The 18,266-nt window shown below is 39.6% G+C and carries 16 protein-coding genes and 1 tRNA gene; 9 read left to right on the top strand and 8 right to left on the bottom strand.

Annotated elements, in window-relative coordinates; translation table 11 throughout:
- Window positions 1–43 precede the first annotated feature (43 nt).
- Entirely contained in the window at window positions 44–505 is a 462-nt protein-coding gene (locus tag A4U55_RS02705; RefSeq protein WP_003657567.1) for a hemerythrin domain-containing protein, read from the top strand.
- A gap of 82 nt (window positions 506–587) precedes the next feature.
- Here the strand turns inward: A4U55_RS02705 and A4U55_RS02700 are convergent, their stop codons facing one another.
- The 4 genes from A4U55_RS02700 to A4U55_RS02685 form a co-directional block, all read right to left on the bottom strand.
- Window positions 588–4,478, bottom strand: coding sequence for an AAA family ATPase (locus A4U55_RS02700; protein WP_003673316.1), 3,891 nt, complete (start codon window positions 4,476–4,478; stop codon window positions 588–590).
- A gap of 19 nt (window positions 4,479–4,497) precedes the next feature.
- Complete coding sequence (locus A4U55_RS02695) at window positions 4,498–5,931, bottom strand: exonuclease SbcCD subunit D C-terminal domain-containing protein (RefSeq protein ID WP_003660318.1); 1,434 nt, start codon at window positions 5,929–5,931, stop codon at window positions 4,498–4,500.
- Window positions 5,928–6,233 (bottom strand): YbeD family protein, encoded by a 306-nt coding sequence (locus A4U55_RS02690; RefSeq protein ID WP_063453979.1) that lies wholly within the window; start codon window positions 6,231–6,233, stop codon window positions 5,928–5,930. The genes A4U55_RS02695 and A4U55_RS02690 overlap by 4 nt, the downstream gene beginning before the upstream one ends.
- Window positions 6,234–6,308: 75 nt before the next feature.
- Window positions 6,309–7,100 carry a cytochrome C assembly family protein gene (locus A4U55_RS02685; RefSeq protein WP_003657562.1) on the bottom strand — a complete coding sequence of 264 codons (792 nt, stop codon included), beginning with the start codon at window positions 7,098–7,100 and terminating at the stop codon, window positions 6,309–6,311.
- Window positions 7,101–7,324: 224 nt separating this feature from the next.
- On the opposite strand from A4U55_RS02685, the gene ffh reads away from it, so the two are divergent.
- The 8 genes from ffh (at window position 7,325) to A4U55_RS02645 (ending at window position 15,532) form a co-directional block, all read left to right on the top strand.
- A complete protein-coding gene (gene ffh / locus A4U55_RS02680; protein WP_003657561.1) occupies window positions 7,325–8,869 on the top strand; it encodes a signal recognition particle protein in 1,545 nt (514 codons plus the stop codon).
- A 15-nt stretch (window positions 8,870–8,884) separates the two neighbouring features.
- Entirely contained in the window at window positions 8,885–9,571 is a 687-nt protein-coding gene (gene tsaB, locus A4U55_RS02675) for a tRNA (adenosine(37)-N6)-threonylcarbamoyltransferase complex dimerization subunit type 1 TsaB (protein ID WP_003671714.1), read from the top strand.
- A 139-nt stretch (window positions 9,572–9,710) separates the two neighbouring features.
- Window positions 9,711–10,553 (top strand): undecaprenyl-diphosphate phosphatase, encoded by an 843-nt coding sequence (locus A4U55_RS02670; protein ID WP_003657559.1) that lies wholly within the window; start codon window positions 9,711–9,713, stop codon window positions 10,551–10,553.
- A 42-nt stretch (window positions 10,554–10,595) separates the two neighbouring features.
- The gene (locus A4U55_RS02665) at window positions 10,596–11,411 is read left to right on the top strand and encodes a class I SAM-dependent methyltransferase (protein WP_038519225.1); all 816 of its coding nucleotides are present in this window, start codon (window positions 10,596–10,598) and stop codon (window positions 11,409–11,411) included.
- Window positions 11,412–11,466: 55 nt separating this feature from the next.
- On the top strand, window positions 11,467–11,730 hold the full coding sequence (locus A4U55_RS02660; protein WP_003657557.1) for a hypothetical protein: 264 nt from the start codon (window positions 11,467–11,469) through the stop codon (window positions 11,728–11,730).
- Entirely contained in the window at window positions 11,727–12,641 is a 915-nt protein-coding gene (ubiA, locus tag A4U55_RS02655) for a 4-hydroxybenzoate octaprenyltransferase (RefSeq protein ID WP_049148994.1), read from the top strand. Before A4U55_RS02660 ends, ubiA begins: the two co-directional genes overlap by 4 nt.
- Window positions 12,642–12,808: 167 nt before the next feature.
- Window positions 12,809–14,437, top strand: a complete 1,629-nt coding sequence (locus A4U55_RS02650) for an inorganic phosphate transporter (protein WP_003660308.1) — start codon at window positions 12,809–12,811, stop codon at window positions 14,435–14,437.
- Window positions 14,438–14,797: 360 nt separating this feature from the next.
- Window positions 14,798–15,532: a pirin family protein gene (locus A4U55_RS02645; RefSeq protein WP_063453978.1), complete on the top strand. Its 735-nt coding sequence runs from the start codon at window positions 14,798–14,800 to the stop codon at window positions 15,530–15,532.
- Between the two features lie 117 nt (window positions 15,533–15,649).
- Here the strand turns inward: A4U55_RS02645 and A4U55_RS02640 are convergent.
- From A4U55_RS02640 to pyrC, 4 genes are all read right to left on the bottom strand, one after another.
- Window positions 15,650–15,725 (bottom strand) — tRNA-Glu (locus tag A4U55_RS02640).
- 161 nt (window positions 15,726–15,886) lie between these two features.
- Window positions 15,887–16,375 carry a YajQ family cyclic di-GMP-binding protein gene (locus A4U55_RS02635; RefSeq protein WP_003657554.1) on the bottom strand — a complete coding sequence of 163 codons (489 nt, stop codon included), beginning with the start codon at window positions 16,373–16,375 and terminating at the stop codon, window positions 15,887–15,889.
- Between the two features lie 47 nt (window positions 16,376–16,422).
- Window positions 16,423–17,121, bottom strand: a complete 699-nt coding sequence (gene rnt / locus A4U55_RS02630) for a ribonuclease T (RefSeq protein ID WP_003660306.1) — start codon at window positions 17,119–17,121, stop codon at window positions 16,423–16,425.
- Entirely contained in the window at window positions 17,118–18,185 is a 1,068-nt protein-coding gene (pyrC, locus tag A4U55_RS02625; RefSeq protein ID WP_036335270.1) for a dihydroorotase, read from the bottom strand. Before pyrC ends, rnt begins: the two co-directional genes overlap by 4 nt.
- Between the last annotated feature and the right edge of the window lie 81 nt (window positions 18,186–18,266).

Below are 18,266 nucleotides of genomic sequence, written 5' to 3'. Positions count from 1 at the left end.
GATACCGTTTGGTATTAAGCCAAATAATGATAAGGATGCTATGATGAGCCAACAAGATATTTTCCAAGCCCTAACCGAATCACATGATAGACAGCGTAAATTGTGTGATAAGATTGAATCGCTGATGGATTCTGACCTTGATGCTGCCAAAAAAGTCTACCCTGAGCTTGAGATTGAGCTACAGGCACATGCTGCCGCCGAAGAGCGTCATCTGTATGCACCTGTCATGGAATATGATGATGGGCTGGATTTATCTCGTCATGCCATTGCTGAACATCATGAAATGGATGAGATGATGCATAAATTAAATGATGGGCGTATCAGTGATGATACTTGGAAAGAAACTTGCCATGCCCTAATCCATGAGCTACGACATCATCTAAAAGAAGAAGAAAAGAAGTTTTTTATCCAAGCTAAAAAATTATTGGATGAAGAACAGCAAGAAAGATTAGGTGCACTTTATGAAGTGGAACATAACCATTTTGAGCGTAATAATAATGAGTAATCGTTACACATTAAAATAGTAGCGATTTCATAAAAACCTTGTTATGGCTAACAAGGTTTTTTATTGTTAAAATTGATTTGATTTAAGAAAGGTTTTTGACACCAGCACCATGTAAGGTGCTATATCCGCCTGCATGTTTTTCAACGATAATTTGGGTATCAATGCGTTCTTTTAGACTGGCGACATGGCTAATAATACCAATGCTTTTACCGCTTTGCTGTAGTTCAAATAAGGTATTAAGTGCCAAATCTAAAGCGGTTTCATCCAGTGTACCAAAGCCTTCATCCAAAAATAGTGATTCAATTTGTATATTTTGGCTATTGATCTGCGACAAACCGAGCGCTAAAGCCAGCGAGATGATAAAACTTTCACCACCTGATAAATTTTTACTGCTGCGTACCGCATCGCCTTGGTGAAGATCTGTCACTAAGATTTCAAGTGTCCTTGAGCTGTCTGCATCAAAGGTCAACAAGTAGCGATCGTTCATTTTTGCCAAAATTTGATTGGCATGATGTAGCACCAAATCCAGTGTTAAACCCTGCACAAAGTTTCGGTATTTTTTACCATCTGCTGAGCCAATCAGCATATCAAGTTTTGCCCAAATTGCATTTTCTTGTTCTTGGCGTTGGATGTCTTTAAGAATCTGTGTATGCCGCTGACGGTTTTGAAGCTCACTATTTTTGATGGCGTTAAGTTCGCCAATAGATTGGTTGACACTCTCTAGCTGTTGTTGCAGATTGATGAGCTCTGTGTGTAAATCTTCAAGCTTGAATTGATGAACATTGGGATTTGATTTGATTAAATTATCAAGTTTTTCTTGACAGTTATTGATTGATATTGTCGTTTGGCTTAGTTGATTAATGAGAGTATCATGAGCGGTTTTTAGCTCGATTAACTCATCTTCTAAGATTAATGCCGCCAAAAACTCCGCTTGAGTATCAAACGCTGATGCCATCAGTGCTTGCTCAAAGCTTACCTTGCTTTGGCTGAGTTTATTGGCCAGTTCTTTTATGGTTAGATTTAGGCTCTCAATGGTTGCTTTTTGGGCATGTAAGTCGGCAATATCATCATGTACATTTTTAGTGGCATTTTCTAACTGCTGTCTTATCTGTGTTAGCTTATCTTGATAATTGTTTTCAGTATGATCAGGATTTTTATCACCCAATAAAGTGATGCGTTCGTTGGTTTGTGTTTTAATTTCAAGCACTTTATTAGCCATCGTATGCTCAAGCTCAGCAATAACAGGTGTGAGTTCTTGGATTTTTTTGGTATGTGCGTTGATTTGAGCGTCTAGGTGAATCAGCTTGGTTTGCTTATTGATATAATCTTCATTGAGTGCGGTGGCTTGATTGGCTTGATTTTCAAGCATTTGCTTGGTTTGTGATAACACATACTGAACTTTGCCAAACTCTTCTTCCTTGAGCGTTAACGGGCTAGGGTTGAATGCTTCAGCTTCTGGTAGAACATCGCCTTGGGTGTGATGTGTGATATTATCGTACCAAGTGGTGATTTTAGACAAATGCTGTTTAATGGCGTTAAGCTCATTTGGCAGGCTGATGGTATTTTGTGCTTGGATGAGCTGATAAAATGCAGATAATAGTTGATCGCAAAAATGTACTTTACCATCATATATCTCACGCATCAGCACCAAAGCATCATCACGAAGCTTTAGACCATTGATTTTCAAGTTTTCTTTTTCGATCATTTGTCTATCTTTTTGAGCAATCAGCTGATTAAGTTCATGCAATAGCCGATTGCTCAGCTGATAAGACTCTTCTAGATTTTTAATTTTATCTTGACTGTTTTTAATAAATTTTCCAATAGTATTTCGGCTTGGTAGGGTATTTGCATGTTCTAGGCTGCATTCACTGGCGATCGTTTGCCATAGGGCATTAAGATCATGATAAAGAGAGTTACTTGTATTTTGTGCAGTATTTAGATGCTCTTGATGATCATCCAAAGCCATCTGCAGTTTGTGTAATGTGGTCGTGTGCTGAGTAGCGGTGTGATTGAGTTCGTTAAGCTGATTTTCGCAGAATACTAATTTTTCTTTGGCTTGTTTGGCATGTTCATCGTCCAAATGATGGGGCTGTAATTTAAAAGGATGCTCGGTACTGCCACAAAGTGGACAAGGACTACCATCTTGCAGTTGGTCAAAGTGCATTTTCATGTATAAAATTTGCTTGTGTAGCTCATAATTTTCCAAGATGGCTTTGTGGGTTTGGCTTGCTTGATGGATATTTTGAGAAACTGTCTCTAAGATATCCTGAATTTTGATTTTTTCTTCTTGTAGGTTGATAATCTTACGGTTTGTATCGCTGATGTCAGATTGAATGCGTGCATATTGCTCATAATCTTTCAAGATTCGCTCTAGCGTATATAAATGATGTGATTGCTGCTTGATTTTTTCGTACTGATCTTCTATATTTTTTTGTAAAATATCTACATTAATATCATCTTTTTTTGTTAAGTTTAAATTATCAATAATTTTTATATTTATAGTGCCAATTTGATTATCTATAGACTGTAGATTTAGATTAACAGACTTAAAATGCTCTCGCTTATCTTTGAGTTCATGAAGATGATTGCTAAATACATTGATACGCCAAAGCTGCTGTTGATGGGCGTGTGTTATTGCTTGAATGAGTGTATCGTATTGTGAGATATGATTATCGCATAATTTTAAGTTTTTCTTTAAATTTTCACTGTCAATGCCTTTAATTTTTTGTTGAATGGTGTCAATATCTTGTACCAAATTTGACTGATTTGACTGAGTTTCTTTGAGTAAATTTTGTGTAGATGTATAGTCCTGCTTTGTTTTTTCAAGGGTTTGGATCATGCTTTGATGCTCTTTACGCAAAGAGGCAATATGTTGGTCAAGCCTGCGAACCGCTTGCAAAGTTGGCTTTAAATTTTCATAATCATTAGTTATTTTGTTAAATTTTTCTTTAATCTCACTGTGTGTTTGGCTACGCTTTTGATGGCTTAATTGGATTTCATTTAAGCGATGATTTAGTATAATCAATTGATCTTGTTTATTGTTATACTCAAGATGGTACTCATGAAATGCTGTATAAAGCGGCTGCAAATTTTTGGCATCATGAGCGTGTTTCATGCGCTGTATATTTGGCTCAAAGTTTGTTAAGGCTTCTTGATGCTCGATCAGTTTTGCTTGATAATGAGCCATTTCCTGATTTAAAGTTTGGTATTCATTGGCAATTTTCTGGCGATCGCTCATCAGCTTAATTTGTGTTTCAAGCAAGTTTTTTTGTTGCGTGATTTCGCTAATTTTCTTAATTAATCCATCATATTCTTCTGTATTTAATAAATTGACTTCTCCTAATTTAATTTGTAGATTTTTTAATAAATTAAGCTGTTCTTTGTGCTTTTCAAAGGCCGCTTGACCAATTTTGGCATAGATGTGTGTGCCTGTAATCTGCTCAAGAATTTGACCACGCTCAGTGGCGTCTGACTGTAAAAACGCTGCAAATTCACCTTGCACAAGCATGACCGACCGAGTGAATTGGACTTTATTCATGCCCAAAATACGCTCAACTTCCTTATTAACTAAGCTTGCTTTTTCTTCAAGAATTTTTCCATGCGTGTCGTCGGCATGCTGAAGTAAGCTGATTTCTCGGCTGACGGCTTGTAAATTGCCATCGGTTTTTTGTTTGGCTCTACGCTGTGACCAACTGACCTGATAAATTTTGTCATTAGCACGAAAAATCACGCTACTGGCTGCAAAAGCAGTACCAATACTCATCAGCTCATTTTGTGTGGCAGAAATACTCAGACGGGGCGTCTCACCATACAACGCCAAACAAATAGCATCTAAAATCGTTGTTTTGCCAGCACCTGTGGGGCCTGTGATGGCAAATAGAGCATGGTGATAAAAAGCGGCATCTTCAAAATCTATTTGCCATTTGCCTTTTAAGGAGTTGATATTTTCAAAGCTGAGTTTTAAGATTTTCATTTTGATTTAACCCTTAAAATTAGACGGCTTTATGATCAGTTTCTTGGATGGCTTTGATTAACTCTTGATAAGCACCAATGAGATCATTTTTTTCATCTTGATTTAAGTTTTCCTTATCAAGCCGCTGATAAAAAATATCCATTTCATCAAGTGTTTCTAAATTTAGGGTAGGGGTGTGCAATTTTAGGCTACCTTGATGGATGGCTTTATTTTTGATACTAATTGCAGCGATGTTTGAGCCTTCCAGCAGATTGGAAATGTGCTGTTTTAAATTAGCGACTAAGGTGTCGCCAACATATTCAATCTCAAGCCAAATAGGCTCATCATGTGTTTTTAGTGTATCGATGGCGTTGGTAATAAACGCCATATCGCCACAGATTTTAGCAAGGCTATGAAAAATTGGCACAGGTAGGCTATGGATTGATATGGCATTGTTATCTTGATTTTCGCCATGCAAATCATCATTCTTTGGCAACTTTGATATCGGTACACTTTTATTGAGTGGTAAATCAACAATCAGCACTTGTTTATGGCGTCCAATTTCCCCAAATCCCATCGCAATTGGCGAGCCGCTGTAGCGGATGTGGTTTTTTTGACCAACTTTTTGGGCAGCGTGAATATGACCAAGTGCCACATAATCAATGGCATCATCAAAAATCTGGCTACTGATCTGACCAAGTGTTCCAATCTGAATATCACGCATGCCATCATCGGTGGATGAGACAGCAGCACCAGCAGCATAAAGATGCCCTGTGGCAATGATGGGGATGGTTTTTTGGTGAGTGTGATAAACAGCTTGCTGCTTATCCTTGGCAAGATTGGTTAAAGAGTGATAATATTCGGCCACACCCTCCAGTAAGAGCTGATTTTTTTGGTGGATTGAGTTGGCATCAATCCCACTTCTGACATCACGATCACGAATATAAGGCACTGCCATCACGATGGCACTTGGGATGCCTACATCATCTGTTAGAACGATGAGCTCATCAGATTTGTCTTGGCTGACACTGCCAATCACATGGGTATTTAGCACGCCGAGTACTTCTTTGGTTTTTTGTAGGCTGGTGGGAGAGTCATGATTGCCTGCGACAATGATGATGTGCTGAATGTGATTTTTAAAGGCGGAGGCAAGAAAGTGATGGTAAAGGTATTCTGCACGGTTGCTTGGCGTCATGGTATCAAAGATATCGCCAGCAATAATTAAAATATCCACCTGATGTAATATCAAAGCCTCAATCAGCCAATCTAAAAATTTAGCAAATTCATCATAGCGTGACTGATTGTATAAAAGCTTGCCTAAATGCCAATCAGATGTATGTAATAGCCGCAGCGAATCCTTGGGCTTGGGTAGGGCAGGCACAATGGGGCTTTGATGGGTTAGATGTGTTTTAAATATCGTCATGACAGTTGCCAAATTATCAAAAAAAGACCGCAAACAGCGGTCTTGGGTCAAACAGCGGTACGCACAGTTGCAGCTTTATCCAAAGCGGTATACAAGCGATTGACTTGATCGGAATCGGTTAAATACAAATTCACGCGTACAGAATGAAAGCGACCTGTGCGAGATGGACGAACCTGCATGGTCGCTGCATCAAATTCAGGAAAAATTTCTGCTAAAATTAGTTTGACTTCATTGATCAATGTTTCATGATGTCCTTCGTGTCCGATGATGCTCATGGGATAATCCATAGGAAAATTCCAAAGCTCAGGCGTTTGAATTTCGGTGCGTGTTGGGGTTTTTGGCGTATTGGTCATAAGTTATCCTAAATGATTTTGGTGTAGAGATAAGATGGGGGAATTTTGTCAAAATTAAAGTAGTATCATCAAAAGCTAGCCGATTAAAAATTCCATCACTGCCTTTGAGCCGACAAAACCGATCGCCAGCAATAAAAATCCATATACCGCAAAATTTGCGGCACGCTTACCCCGCCAGCCGTAGCGATAATGACCAGCAATCAAAAGCCCATATAATAGCCAGCTCAGCAAGCTAAATACCATCTTATGTGCCAAATGTTGATCTAAGATGTCATAAGTTGCAACCAGACCAAACCCAAGTGCGATACTCAAAATCACAAATCCAGTCAGCACCATATCAAACAAAAGACTCTCCATACTCTGTAAAGATGGCAGGCGACTGACCCAAAATCGATGAATGGTTTTGCGTTTAAGCTCACGAATTTGTAAGCGTAATAGCACCCCTTGAACGGCTGCCATCAGTAGCACACAATATGCAGCAAATGATAGCAAAATGTGAATTTGTAGAGTGTTTGATAAATCCGTGAGTGGCTTATAAGCTACTTGACCAAAATAGCCCAAACTCACCCCAGCCGCTGCCATCGGTACCGCCAAAATCCCTAAGCTTAAAATTGGGCGATACAGACCAAATAATACATAAAATAGTACAAAAAATAGGCTAGTTAAGCTTAGCGTGTTAAATAAGTTAAAGTTTAGTCCGTAGAGCGTGATGATTTCAGGTGTCAACACCCAACCATGTAATAAGATGGCAAAAATCAATATGCCAAGCACCAACCGATGAATCGGTGTATCTTGAAATAAGGCATATGCCAAATAAAGACCTGATCCTATATAAAGTATCAGACACAGTAAAAAAATAACAAGCACGGCTACCCCTTTGTTGATGTCTGATTAATCATTTGGATAATATCGGTAAAAGAATTTTGCTCCAAATCCTAACAATCAGCATAAATCGTGCAATTAAATTGGAATATTTACCTAATTTAGCATAAAATAGCAGGTATTTGTAGCAATACTTTTATGGATATCCAAATGATGACAGATAAATCTTAAGCGATGTCCAAACTTTGAAATAACACATTGGAAAAATTATGTTTGATACTTTAACTGAACGACTCTCTGGTAGTTTGCGTCATATCGCAGGTACAGGACAGCTGACCGAAGACAACATCAAAGATACTCTAAGAGAAGTACGCATGGCACTGCTTGAAGCAGATGTTGCATTACCAGTTGCACGCAACTTTGTCGCACGCGTCAAGGAACAAGCACTTGGTCAAGAAGTACTCAAAGAACTCGCCCCAGGGCAAGCGTTTGTTAAAATCGTTTATGATGAACTCACTGAGATGATGGGCAGTGCCAATCAGACGCTTGAGATGACGGGCAAGCCGCCTTTGGTGTATCTGCTGGCAGGTTTGCAGGGTGCAGGTAAGACGACTACTGCAGGTAAGCTTGCTAAGTTTTTGCAAGACAAACAAAATAAAAAGGTCATGCTGGTATCAGCTGATATATATCGTCCAGCAGCCATCAAGCAGCTTGAACAGGTGGCAGCACAAGTCGGTGCAAGCTTTGTACCTTCAACAACCGATGAAAACCCAATTGATATCGCACGCCGAGCCATCGATGAGGCTAAACTTCAGTATCAAGATATTTTGATCATTGATACCGCAGGTCGTCTGCATATTGATGATGAGATGATGAGTGAAATCAAGGAGTTAACCAAGGCAGTCAATCCTGTGGAGACGCTGTTTGTGGTGGATTCGATGACAGGTCAGGATGCGGCCAATACTGCCAAAGCATTTAATGATGCACTGCCTTTGACGGGTGTGATTTTAACCAAAACCGATGGCGATGCGCGTGGCGGTGCAGCACTTTCAGTGCGTGCAATTACAGGTAAGCCGATTAAGTTTTTGGGTCGTGGTGAAAAACTAGAAGCGCTTGAGTTGTTCCACCCAGAGCGTATTGCTCAGCGTATTTTAGGTATGGGTGATGTGCTGTCTTTGGTCGAGGAAGTTGAACAAAAAATTGACCGTGAAAAAGCCGAAAAAATGGCAAAAAAAATTCAAAAAGGTGGCGAGTTTGATTTAGAAGACTTACTGACCCAGTTCCAGCAGATGAAAAACTTAGGTGGGATGGCAGGCTTTTTGGATAAGATGCCAGGCTTGGGCGGTGCTGATATCCAAAAAGCCATGGAAGAAGCTCGTCCTGAAGAAAAAGTCAAAGAAATGGAAGCACTCATCCACTCAATGACACCGTTTGAACGCCAAAATCCAGATAAAATCACACCAAGTCGCAAACGCCGTATCGCTGCAGGCTCAGGTAGGCAGATTCAAGATGTTAATCGCCTGCTCAAGCAGCACAAACAAATGGCAAAAATGATGAAAATGATCAGCCGCCCTGATGGGATTGGTAAAATGATGAAAGCGGTGCAGGGTCTGGCTCGTGGTATGTCAGGTGGTGGCCCTTTATTTGGTAATAAAGACGCTAATCAAGCAGGTACGCCCAATATGCAAGACATGCAAAAATCCATGCAAGATTTGGGTCTCAAGCCAGAAGATATGCCCAGCATGGAAGAGATGCAAAAAAAGATGCAAGAAATGCAAAGTCAGCTTCCACCAAACTTTAAAAAGCGTTTTTGATGGGTGGTGGCTGTTATGTCAAATTTAATGGCATTTGATACGGTATTTGAGCAATGTTCGATTGCACTTTTGGCAGATGGTACTGTAATTTATGAACAGACTGTGCCAGGTGGTCGTGGTCAAACCGAGATTATCTTATCTTTGGTGGATGAAGCGTTGTCTCAGACGAATATTAAGTTATCAAACATAGACTGTTTGGCGTTTAATCGTGGTCCTGGTGCATTTAGTGGCATTCGCATTAATACCGCAGTGGTACAAGCTTTATCGGTGGCACATGAAACTTTGTGCGTAGGTGTTTCAAGTTTGACTGCACTGGCAGACACGGCACATCAGATACACCGATTTGCAGAATCATCGTACATCACGGCGGTTATGGATGCACGCCAAAATCAAGTCTATGCTGGTAATTTTATGATCAAACATGATAATATTCAGCCAATCGTAGATATCAGCAATGTCTATGGCAACGAATTTTTGGTAGATTATGGCAGTACCATGCCTGCTGATATTATCGTTGGTGATGGCGTATCTTTAATTAACACAAATGCCAATATTAAACTAAAACTTCAACCAACAGCAAGCGATATCGCTCGATTGGCTTGGGGTGAATATCAACAAGGTCATGCAGTGCGTGCAGAACACGCTTTACCTGTTTATCTTAGAGATAATGCTTGGAAAACTTTGGCTGAGCAAGGCAAATAACGACGATTGACCACTTTATCGTGATGTATTTGGTCAATGGTAGTATTTAATTTAACAGCCAATCAAGCCTTATTGGGCTGATGGTGTTCAAGTTGGTTGAAGCGGTGGCGTGTCTATTTTTTTATTTTTGAGATGATTGATGGATATTTTGCTGATTATCAAAGCGATCATAATGGGCGTGGTGGAAGGCATTGCTGAATTTTTGCCCATTTCAAGCACAGGGTATCTGATTTTGTCTGCAGATATCATGAATTTTTTAAGTGGTGAATTTCGCAATTTATTCATTGTATTTATTCAATTGGGTGCAATCTTAGCGGTCATTTATGATTATTGGGGCAGGCTTTGGGGTGCGTTCATAGGATTGGTGACAGGGCATTCACCAGATCTTACCAAGCCAAGACAGCTTGGCTTTTCTTTGATGATTGCAAGTTTGCCTGTGGTTGTGGTTGGTTTTACGATGGCGGATTTTATCACCAATGCACTGTTTCATCCTTTGGTGGTGGCAACCATGCTCATTTTAGGTGCATTGATTATCATTTATGCTGAAAAAAACCCTCGTCCAATCCACGCACCAGAAGCTGAAAATATCAGCTTTAAAACAGCACTTGGTATTGGTCTGTGTCAGTGCTTAGCCTTAATTCCAGGGACGAGTCGTTCAGGTTCGACGATTATCGGAGCGCTGCTTTTGGGGACATCTCGCAAGGCGGCGACGGAGTTTTCTTTTTTCTTAGGTATTCCTGTAATTATTGGTGCTGCATTGCTTGATTTAATTAAGCATTTTGATGCAATACAGACCTTAACTGATTGGCTGATCTTGCTGATTGGGACGGGGGTGTCTTTTGTTATCGCACTTTTGTGCATTCGATTGATGGTGGCTTGGGTGAGCCAAAAAGACTTTATGATTTTTGCTTGGTTGCGAATTGCGACAGGTGTTTTGGTGTTGATTGCATTTTTTGGGTTTAATTATCAAATCCAAGCTTGAGTCATCCTTTTAAGTAATAAACTGACATTTTAGAGAGCGATTGTGCGATTATCATTGATTTATGACAAGCCAAATACCGTAGTAGATGAGCTTTTGTCTATCTGTCAGGCGTATGATTTGCCACTTGACTGGGCAGTACACCGGCACAATAAGCTCAATGATAAGCAAATTTTACAGTTGAAACAAACTGGCGATACACCCATCATCGCCATCTTAAAAAACACACCAACATTAATCAAAGTCGAAGACAAAACAATCATCAAATCTACACTAAATTGGTCAGCACTTCAGCATCGCATTGTGACAGCAGGGCGTAAATCAGAGCTAATTTTGCAGGCATGTAAACCTCAAGCAGGTATGACGGTACTAGATGGCACAGCAGGTTTTGGTCATGATGCACTAATTTTGGCAAGTAGTGGTGCTCATGTGACTTTGTGCGAGAGCAATCCTGTGATGGCATTACTACTCTATTATGAATATCAGGCAATGGTTCAAGTGGCAAATTGGCAAGGACTTTTGGGTCGTATGGATATTATTTACAAAGATACCAGTGAGATGACAGGGGAATTTGACTGTGTGTATTTAGATCCGATGTTTCCCAAAGATAGCTATAAAGCCAAGGTAAATAAGCAGATGCAAGCGTTGCATGAATTGGCAGCACCGCCAACGCAGTCAGAAGCACGCCAGATTTTTTGTCGGTCGATGAACATGATTAAACCAAATGGCAGACTGATTATCAAAAGACCAATCGGCGCACCATATTTTGTTCAACAACCACCAAATCACAGCATTCAAAACGACGCATTAAGATTTGATCGCTATGATAAAAACGGATACTCAGCCTTACATCTGGGGTAATGATCATTTATCAATAGGCTGGTTATGAAAACCTATTTATTTGGGAGAATTTAAAATGGATGGCTGGATCATATGGGCATACCTTGCCTTAAATGTTTTGATATTAATACAAAATTTCACACAAAAAACTCGTATCCGAAAACTTGAAGATGCGTTGTTTGTCTATAAAAAACAAGAATGGCTTGAGTACGCACAATCGCAAGCAAATTTACCACAAATCAAAGCCATCAAAGCCATTCGTGCCAAATTTCCAGAAATTAGCTTAAGGCAAGCTGTGCAGTTGTATGTTATGGTAAGCCCACCAAAGAATCACTCATGAAAAATCTTAAGACCCACGCACCCATGACGGTTAACGAAAAGTTCATTGCATGGTTGCAACTGACACGCTTTGATAAACCTGTTGGCACTGAGCTGTTATTACATCCCACGCTTTGGGCATTATTTTTGGTCTATGCAAGTAAAAATGCATTACCAAATTTTTGGCATATTGTGATTTTTGCCTTGGGAGCGATTTTGATGCGTGCTGCTGGCTGTGCCATCAATGATTTTGCTGACCGAAAGGTGGATGGACAAGTCAAACGCACCCATGCAAGACCTTTGGCAGACGGCCGGTTATCACCAAAAACGGCAGTACTCACTTTTATTGGCTTATCATTATTGGCGGCGTGCTTGCTGTTTTTTTTACCCAAATCAGTTTTTTATTGGTCTTTGGGTGCGGTATTATTGGCATTTGTTTACCCCTTTATGAAGCGATTTACCAATATGCCGCAGTTGGTGTTGGCAGCGGCATTTGGCTGGGCAATTCCGATGGCATTTGTCGCTGTACAGGGCGTGCCTGATCTATGGACTTGGGTGCTATTTATTGCCTATATGTGCTGGACGGTTGCTTATGATACTGAGTACGCCATGTGTGACCGAGATGACGATCTTAAAATTGGTGTAAAATCAACCGCCATACTCTTTGGTAGATATGATGTCACAATTATCATAGGTTTGAACCTTATCTTTACGGTGCTGATGAGTGTTTCATTTTGGCATTATTTTGATGATTTGCCCAAATGGCTGTGCATTATGACATTTATGCCTGTGCTTGCGATGTTTTTTCGGCAATATCAGCTTATCGCCAATCGTGAACGCTTAGCGTGCTTTATCGCCTTTAAAGAAAATGTTTGGGTGGGGCGGTATATTTTGACCATGACGGTGATTTTTTGTTTGATTTATTTTAGATAATCTTATCATGTTATAAATTTATAAAAATTGACTGTCTATTATTTTCTGTTATTTTAAAGAAACTTTTTGGCATTTTGCTAAATTGTCATCAAATTGTCATAAACCAAATTTATAATTTGTACAGCTTAAGTAACTAAGCCACTGCATAAAAACCTTGGAAACTTAGGTTGTTTGAAGTGGTTTTTTCGTTTATCTTTGGTGAATTTATGGTAAATTCTACAAAACAAGCCACGCCGATAGCAGTCAATCTATTTTTTGGTTTGCTATTGGCTGGAATGAGTATCTATTTTATCCAATGGGGCTTGGTCTACACAATGCATCAGCAGGTGCTATTGTTTATGATTGCAAGTTTCTTTGGTATTTTTATGGCATTCAACATTGGCGGTAACGATGTTGCCAACTCATTTGGCACATCCGTGGGTGCAGGTACGCTATCAGTCACTCAGGCGTTGGCAGTTGCGGCAATTTTTGAGGTATCAGGTGCCGTTTTGGCGGGTGCAGCGGTCACAGATACGATTCGTAGCGGCATTGTTGATATCGGTCAATTGGGCGTTTCCCCAAATCAGTTTATTTACTTGATGCTTTCAGCACTCGTTGCAGCGGCATTTTGGCTATTATTTGCAACGAAGCGTGGTCTACCAGTATCAACCACACATGCCATTATTGGTGGTATTGTGGGCAGTTCAATCGTGCTTGGCATTAGTATCGGTGGGGTTGATTTTGCATTTTCAACGGTCAAATGGTCAAAGATTCGTGATATTGCACTTTCTTGGGTGATATCACCTGTGTTAGGCGGGGCATTATCATATTTATTATACAGTATTATTAAAAAAAATATATTGGCATATAATGATAAAGCGGAATTGGTCGTTAAGACCATTAAAGCCAAAAAAAAGGCACTTAAGCGTGAACAAAAAGAGTATTTTGAGACACTTGATGATAAAGAAAAGTTGCCATATACCAATGCGTTGCTGCGTGACCAAGAGGCTTTTAAAGACGGTGATTGTCAGCGTGATGATTTAGAAACCCAATATTACCGTGCCATTTTTGACCTTGAACGCCGCCGTGACAATCTTGATACACTAAAGGCTTTAAAGACATGGGTGCCACTCATTGCCGCTTTGGGTGCGGTGATTATGACAGCGATGGTTGTATTTAAGGGTTTGGCAAATACAGGTTTACAATTATCCATTCTCCAAGCTGGTTTGGTGATGGGTATGCTGGGTGCTTTGGTATGGTTGACCGCTTTTATTTATACCAAAACCATTCGTGGTAAACATAAAGAAGCCTTAGGTAAAGCGACTTTTGTTATGTTCAGCTGGATGCAGGTATTTACAGCATGTGCCTTTGCTTTTAGCCATGGTTCCAACGATATTGCCAATGCAGTCGGTCCTTTTGTTGCCATTATGGATGTGATTAAAAATAACGCAGTTGAGGCTCAGGCAACGGTGCCAGCACCTGTCATGCTAACCTTTGGCGTTTCACTGATTGTAGGTTTATGGTTTATTGGTAAAGAGGTTATTCAAACAGTTGGTACCAACCTTACCGAAATGCATCCAGCTTCAGGTTTTTCAGCAGAGCTTGCAGCAGCTGCAGTTGTCATGGGTGCTTCTAGCTTGGGCATTCCTGTTTCAAGTACGCACATTTTGGTGGGCGCTGTGCTTGGTATTGGTTTGGTGAATAAAAATACCAATTGGCGTTTGATGAAACCTATTGGTTTGGCTTGGGTTATTACCTTACCAGCAGCAGCAACTATCAGCGCTATTTCATTCCTATTGCTTACATATTTTCTTTGATTGACAGCACAAAACGGTTATTTTATAGGCTTGTGTTAATCTTAAGCCGCTAAATCCCTTTGGATCTGATATTTAAAGGGATAATGTTTTTTATTTTTATGATTTAATTTTTATGATAAAATCAAATGTAAATATATAAAATAATAATAAATTTTAATAAAATTAAATAAATTAAATCTAAAAATAGATAAATACAATCGCTAAAAGGGTTGATATTGATAATCTTTGCCCTTAAATTGTTGCTTGGTTTTTCTTAATGATATAATTTCTATATTTGTCATTAAGTCTTATAAATGATCGTTTATCGCATCAATGAATTGCCTTATAATTCATTAATAATCAATACCTTTGGAGAAAATGATGAAAACCGTCTTTCATGCCGCTGATTCTCGTGGTGATGCCGAACATGGTTGGCTAAAAAGTCGTCATACCTTTAGCTTTGCAGAGTATTATGATCCACAGCGTATGGGCTTTGGTGTGCTTCGTGTCATTAATGATGATTGTGTTGAAGGCGGAATGGGCTTTGGCAGACATCCGCATCAAGATATGGAAATTATTTCACTGCCTTTGAGTGGTGATTTGGCACACAAAGACAGCATGGGTAATGGCAGTATCATTAAAAATGGTGATATCCAAGTTATGTCTGCTGGTACAGGCATTACTCACAGCGAAATGAATGCTAACGCTGATAAGCCAGTGAAGTTTTTACAAATTTGGGTCTTAGCTCGTAAAAATGGCATAAAACCACGCTATCAACAAGTCACCATTGCCGATCAAGCCAAGCCAAATGATTTTCAACAAATTTTATCGCCAAATGCAGATGATGATGGGGTATGGATTCATCAAGATGCTTGGTTTTCATTAGCCAACTTTGATAAAGACACCAGTCGCTACTATCAAATCAAAAAGTCAGGCAATGGTGTTTATGTATTTGTGATCAAAGGTAGTGCAAACATTGGCGATCGACAACTTGGCGAGCGTGATGGTTTGGGTATTTGGGATGTGGATGGTTTTGAATTGACTGCGACCAGCGACGCCCAAATCTTATTGATGGATGTGCCAATGGATATTGCACCCAATACCAATCAGCCTTAATTCATTTATTCATTAAGGTAAGGTTTTATTGATGCCGTTGGTATGATTATGATTGTTGTCAAATAAAAATTAAGCATAAAAAACACGCCCAGTAATTTACTGAGCGTGTTAAAATATTGGCATCCCATAGGGGATTCGAACCCCTGTTACCGCCGTGAAAGGGCGGTGTCCTAGGCCTCTAGACGAATGGGACACAGTTTACAAAGCCTAACCTTTGCTGAATTTCGGTGCTTTCACCATTGATCCGAAATTGGTTGCCATTATATCATGATATTTTTAATCGTCAATCATTTTATATGAAAATTCTGATAAAAATTACTAAGTCATTGATTTTTAATAAAATAATTTGGTCTACTAGTCTTTAAAATTATTAAATTGTAAAGGCACCCCAAATGTCTTTTCTTTTAAAAAGGCCATAGCAAGTTGCAGATTATCTTTTTTCTTATCACTGATTCTAATTTTATCGCCTTGGATACTGGCAGATACTTTTAAATCAGATTCTTTGAGTGTTTTTGAGATTTTTTTGGCGGTATCGCTGTCTAAGCCATCTTTTAGATGGATGATTTGCTTGGTTTGTTTCCCTGATTGGCTTTTATCTTGTGGGTCAAGTGATTGTAAATCAACGCCTCGTTTAATCAATTGTTTTTCAAAAATCGCATATACATTATCTGATTGTAATTCATTATCAGTGGTAATGGTGACCGTTTTGGCTTTTTCATTCAGTTGAATACTGATATCGCTGCCTTTAAAATCAAAGCGGTTGGCAACTTCTTTTTCGGTATTTTGAACTGCGTGCTTAACCTCAAAAACTTGTAATTCTGAAACCACATCAAAAGATGGCATGATAATTCTCCTTATAATTGGTTTTAAGTAATTTTTAAATTTATCCATCAAGTCAGCGATGGCGTCTGATGGGGGCTGGTTGGCGTGTCATTTTGAGTTAAATTGGCATGATTGGTTGATAAAAGTGTATTTTGATTGACAATATGGCAAAACAGTTCAGCAGTTTTTTGGGCATCGTATAGTGCTGAATGTGCATGTTGATTATCAAATTCAAGCCCAGCAATCATACAAGTTTTTGCCAAAACGGTATGACCATAAGTCAATGCAGCAAAACTCACCGTATCTAATACACTAAAAGTATGAAAGGGTGAATGGTTTTTGCTATTGGTTCGTGCAATGGCAGCATTTAAAAATCCCAAATCAAAATGTGCATTATGCCCAACCAAAATACACTGACGGCAACCATGTTCTTTTTTTAGGGCTTTTAATGCTTTAAAAATACGACGCAAGGCGGTTTTTTCATCTTCGCTGATGGCTTTTCTAAAGGGGCTATCAGGATTAATGCCAGTGAATTTTAGAGCAGCTGGCTCAAGATTGGCACCATCAAATGGCTCAATGTGTGCATTTAATGGCTCACCTTGATAAAGATTCCCATCATTATCCATCAAAATCGGCACACAAGCAATTTCAAGCAATGCATCGGTGGCAGCATTAAATCCAGCAGTCTCCACATCAATCACGACTGGCAAAAATCCACGAAATCGTTCAGCGATGAGAGTTTTGGTTGGTTTGACTATCTTGCTCATATACCAACCACTTGCCAAGGTAAAACTTCACCTGCCAACAACGGTGTCAGCGTCTTATTGCCTAAATAATGAAAACTCTCAGGTATGGTCTGTGGTTGTTTTATTAGGGTGATTTGAGTGGTGTTGATTGCTAAGCCATAAAATTGTGCACCATATCGGCTGGCAAAGTTTTCAAGTTTATCAAGTGCATTGACACTTTCAAATGCCATGGCGTAGAGTGGTAGAGCGTGCAAGGCACTATAACAACCTGCACAGCCACACGATGATTCTTTCGTGTGTGTGGCATGAGGGGCGGAATCTGTCCCTAAGAAAAACTTAGGATTGCCACTGGTTGCCACTTCAAGCAAACGCTTTTGGTGTGCAGCACGCTTTAAAATGGGCAAACAATAATAGTGCGGCTTAATACCGCCAACCAGCAGATGATTGCGATTAAATAAAAGATGCTGCGGGGTAATTGTCGCTGCGATGTGATTGCCTTGAGCAAGACAAAAATCCGCTGCATCGGCGGTAGTGATATGCTCCATGACAATTTTTAAATTCGGAAATTGTGTGATAATTTTATTTAGCACATCATCCAAAAATCGTTTTTCACGATCAAAGATATCAATGTTGCTATCGGTAATTTCACCATGCACCAGTAGCGGTATGCCATGCTTTTGCATGGCCTCAAATACCAAGCTGCGTGCCAAAATATCAGTTACACCATCAGCTGAATTGGTGGTTGCTCCAGCAGGATATAGCTTAACTGCCGATACAATGCCTGTTTGTGCGGCATCGTCAATATCTTTGGCAGTGGTTTGGTCGGTTAAATAAAGCACCATGCGTGGATCGAAACTATCTTTGCGAGTGGCTGGTAAATCACTGTCTTTTAATGCCTTTAAGATGCGTTCACGATAAGCGATGGCTTGATTGGCAGTTTTAACAGGTGGCACCAAATTAGGCATACAAATCACACGGTTAAAACTGGCTGCCGCATGCCGAACGGTGGTTGCCAGAGCTTCACCATCACGTAGATGGATATGCCAGTCATCTGGCTGAATGAGAGTTAATGTCTTTGTCATCATCTACTTTGGTCTAAAAGTATACAAAAAATTCATTATTGTAGGGATTGGTATTTTTGTCAAGGCTTAAGAGCAAATTTGATA

The sequence above is a fragment of the Moraxella catarrhalis genome, from assembly GCF_001632285.1.
Lineage (GTDB): Bacteria > Pseudomonadota > Gammaproteobacteria > Pseudomonadales > Moraxellaceae > Moraxella > Moraxella catarrhalis.
The sequence above is the reverse complement of the archived record's forward strand: the minus strand, read 5'-3'. Positions and strand labels throughout refer to the sequence as shown.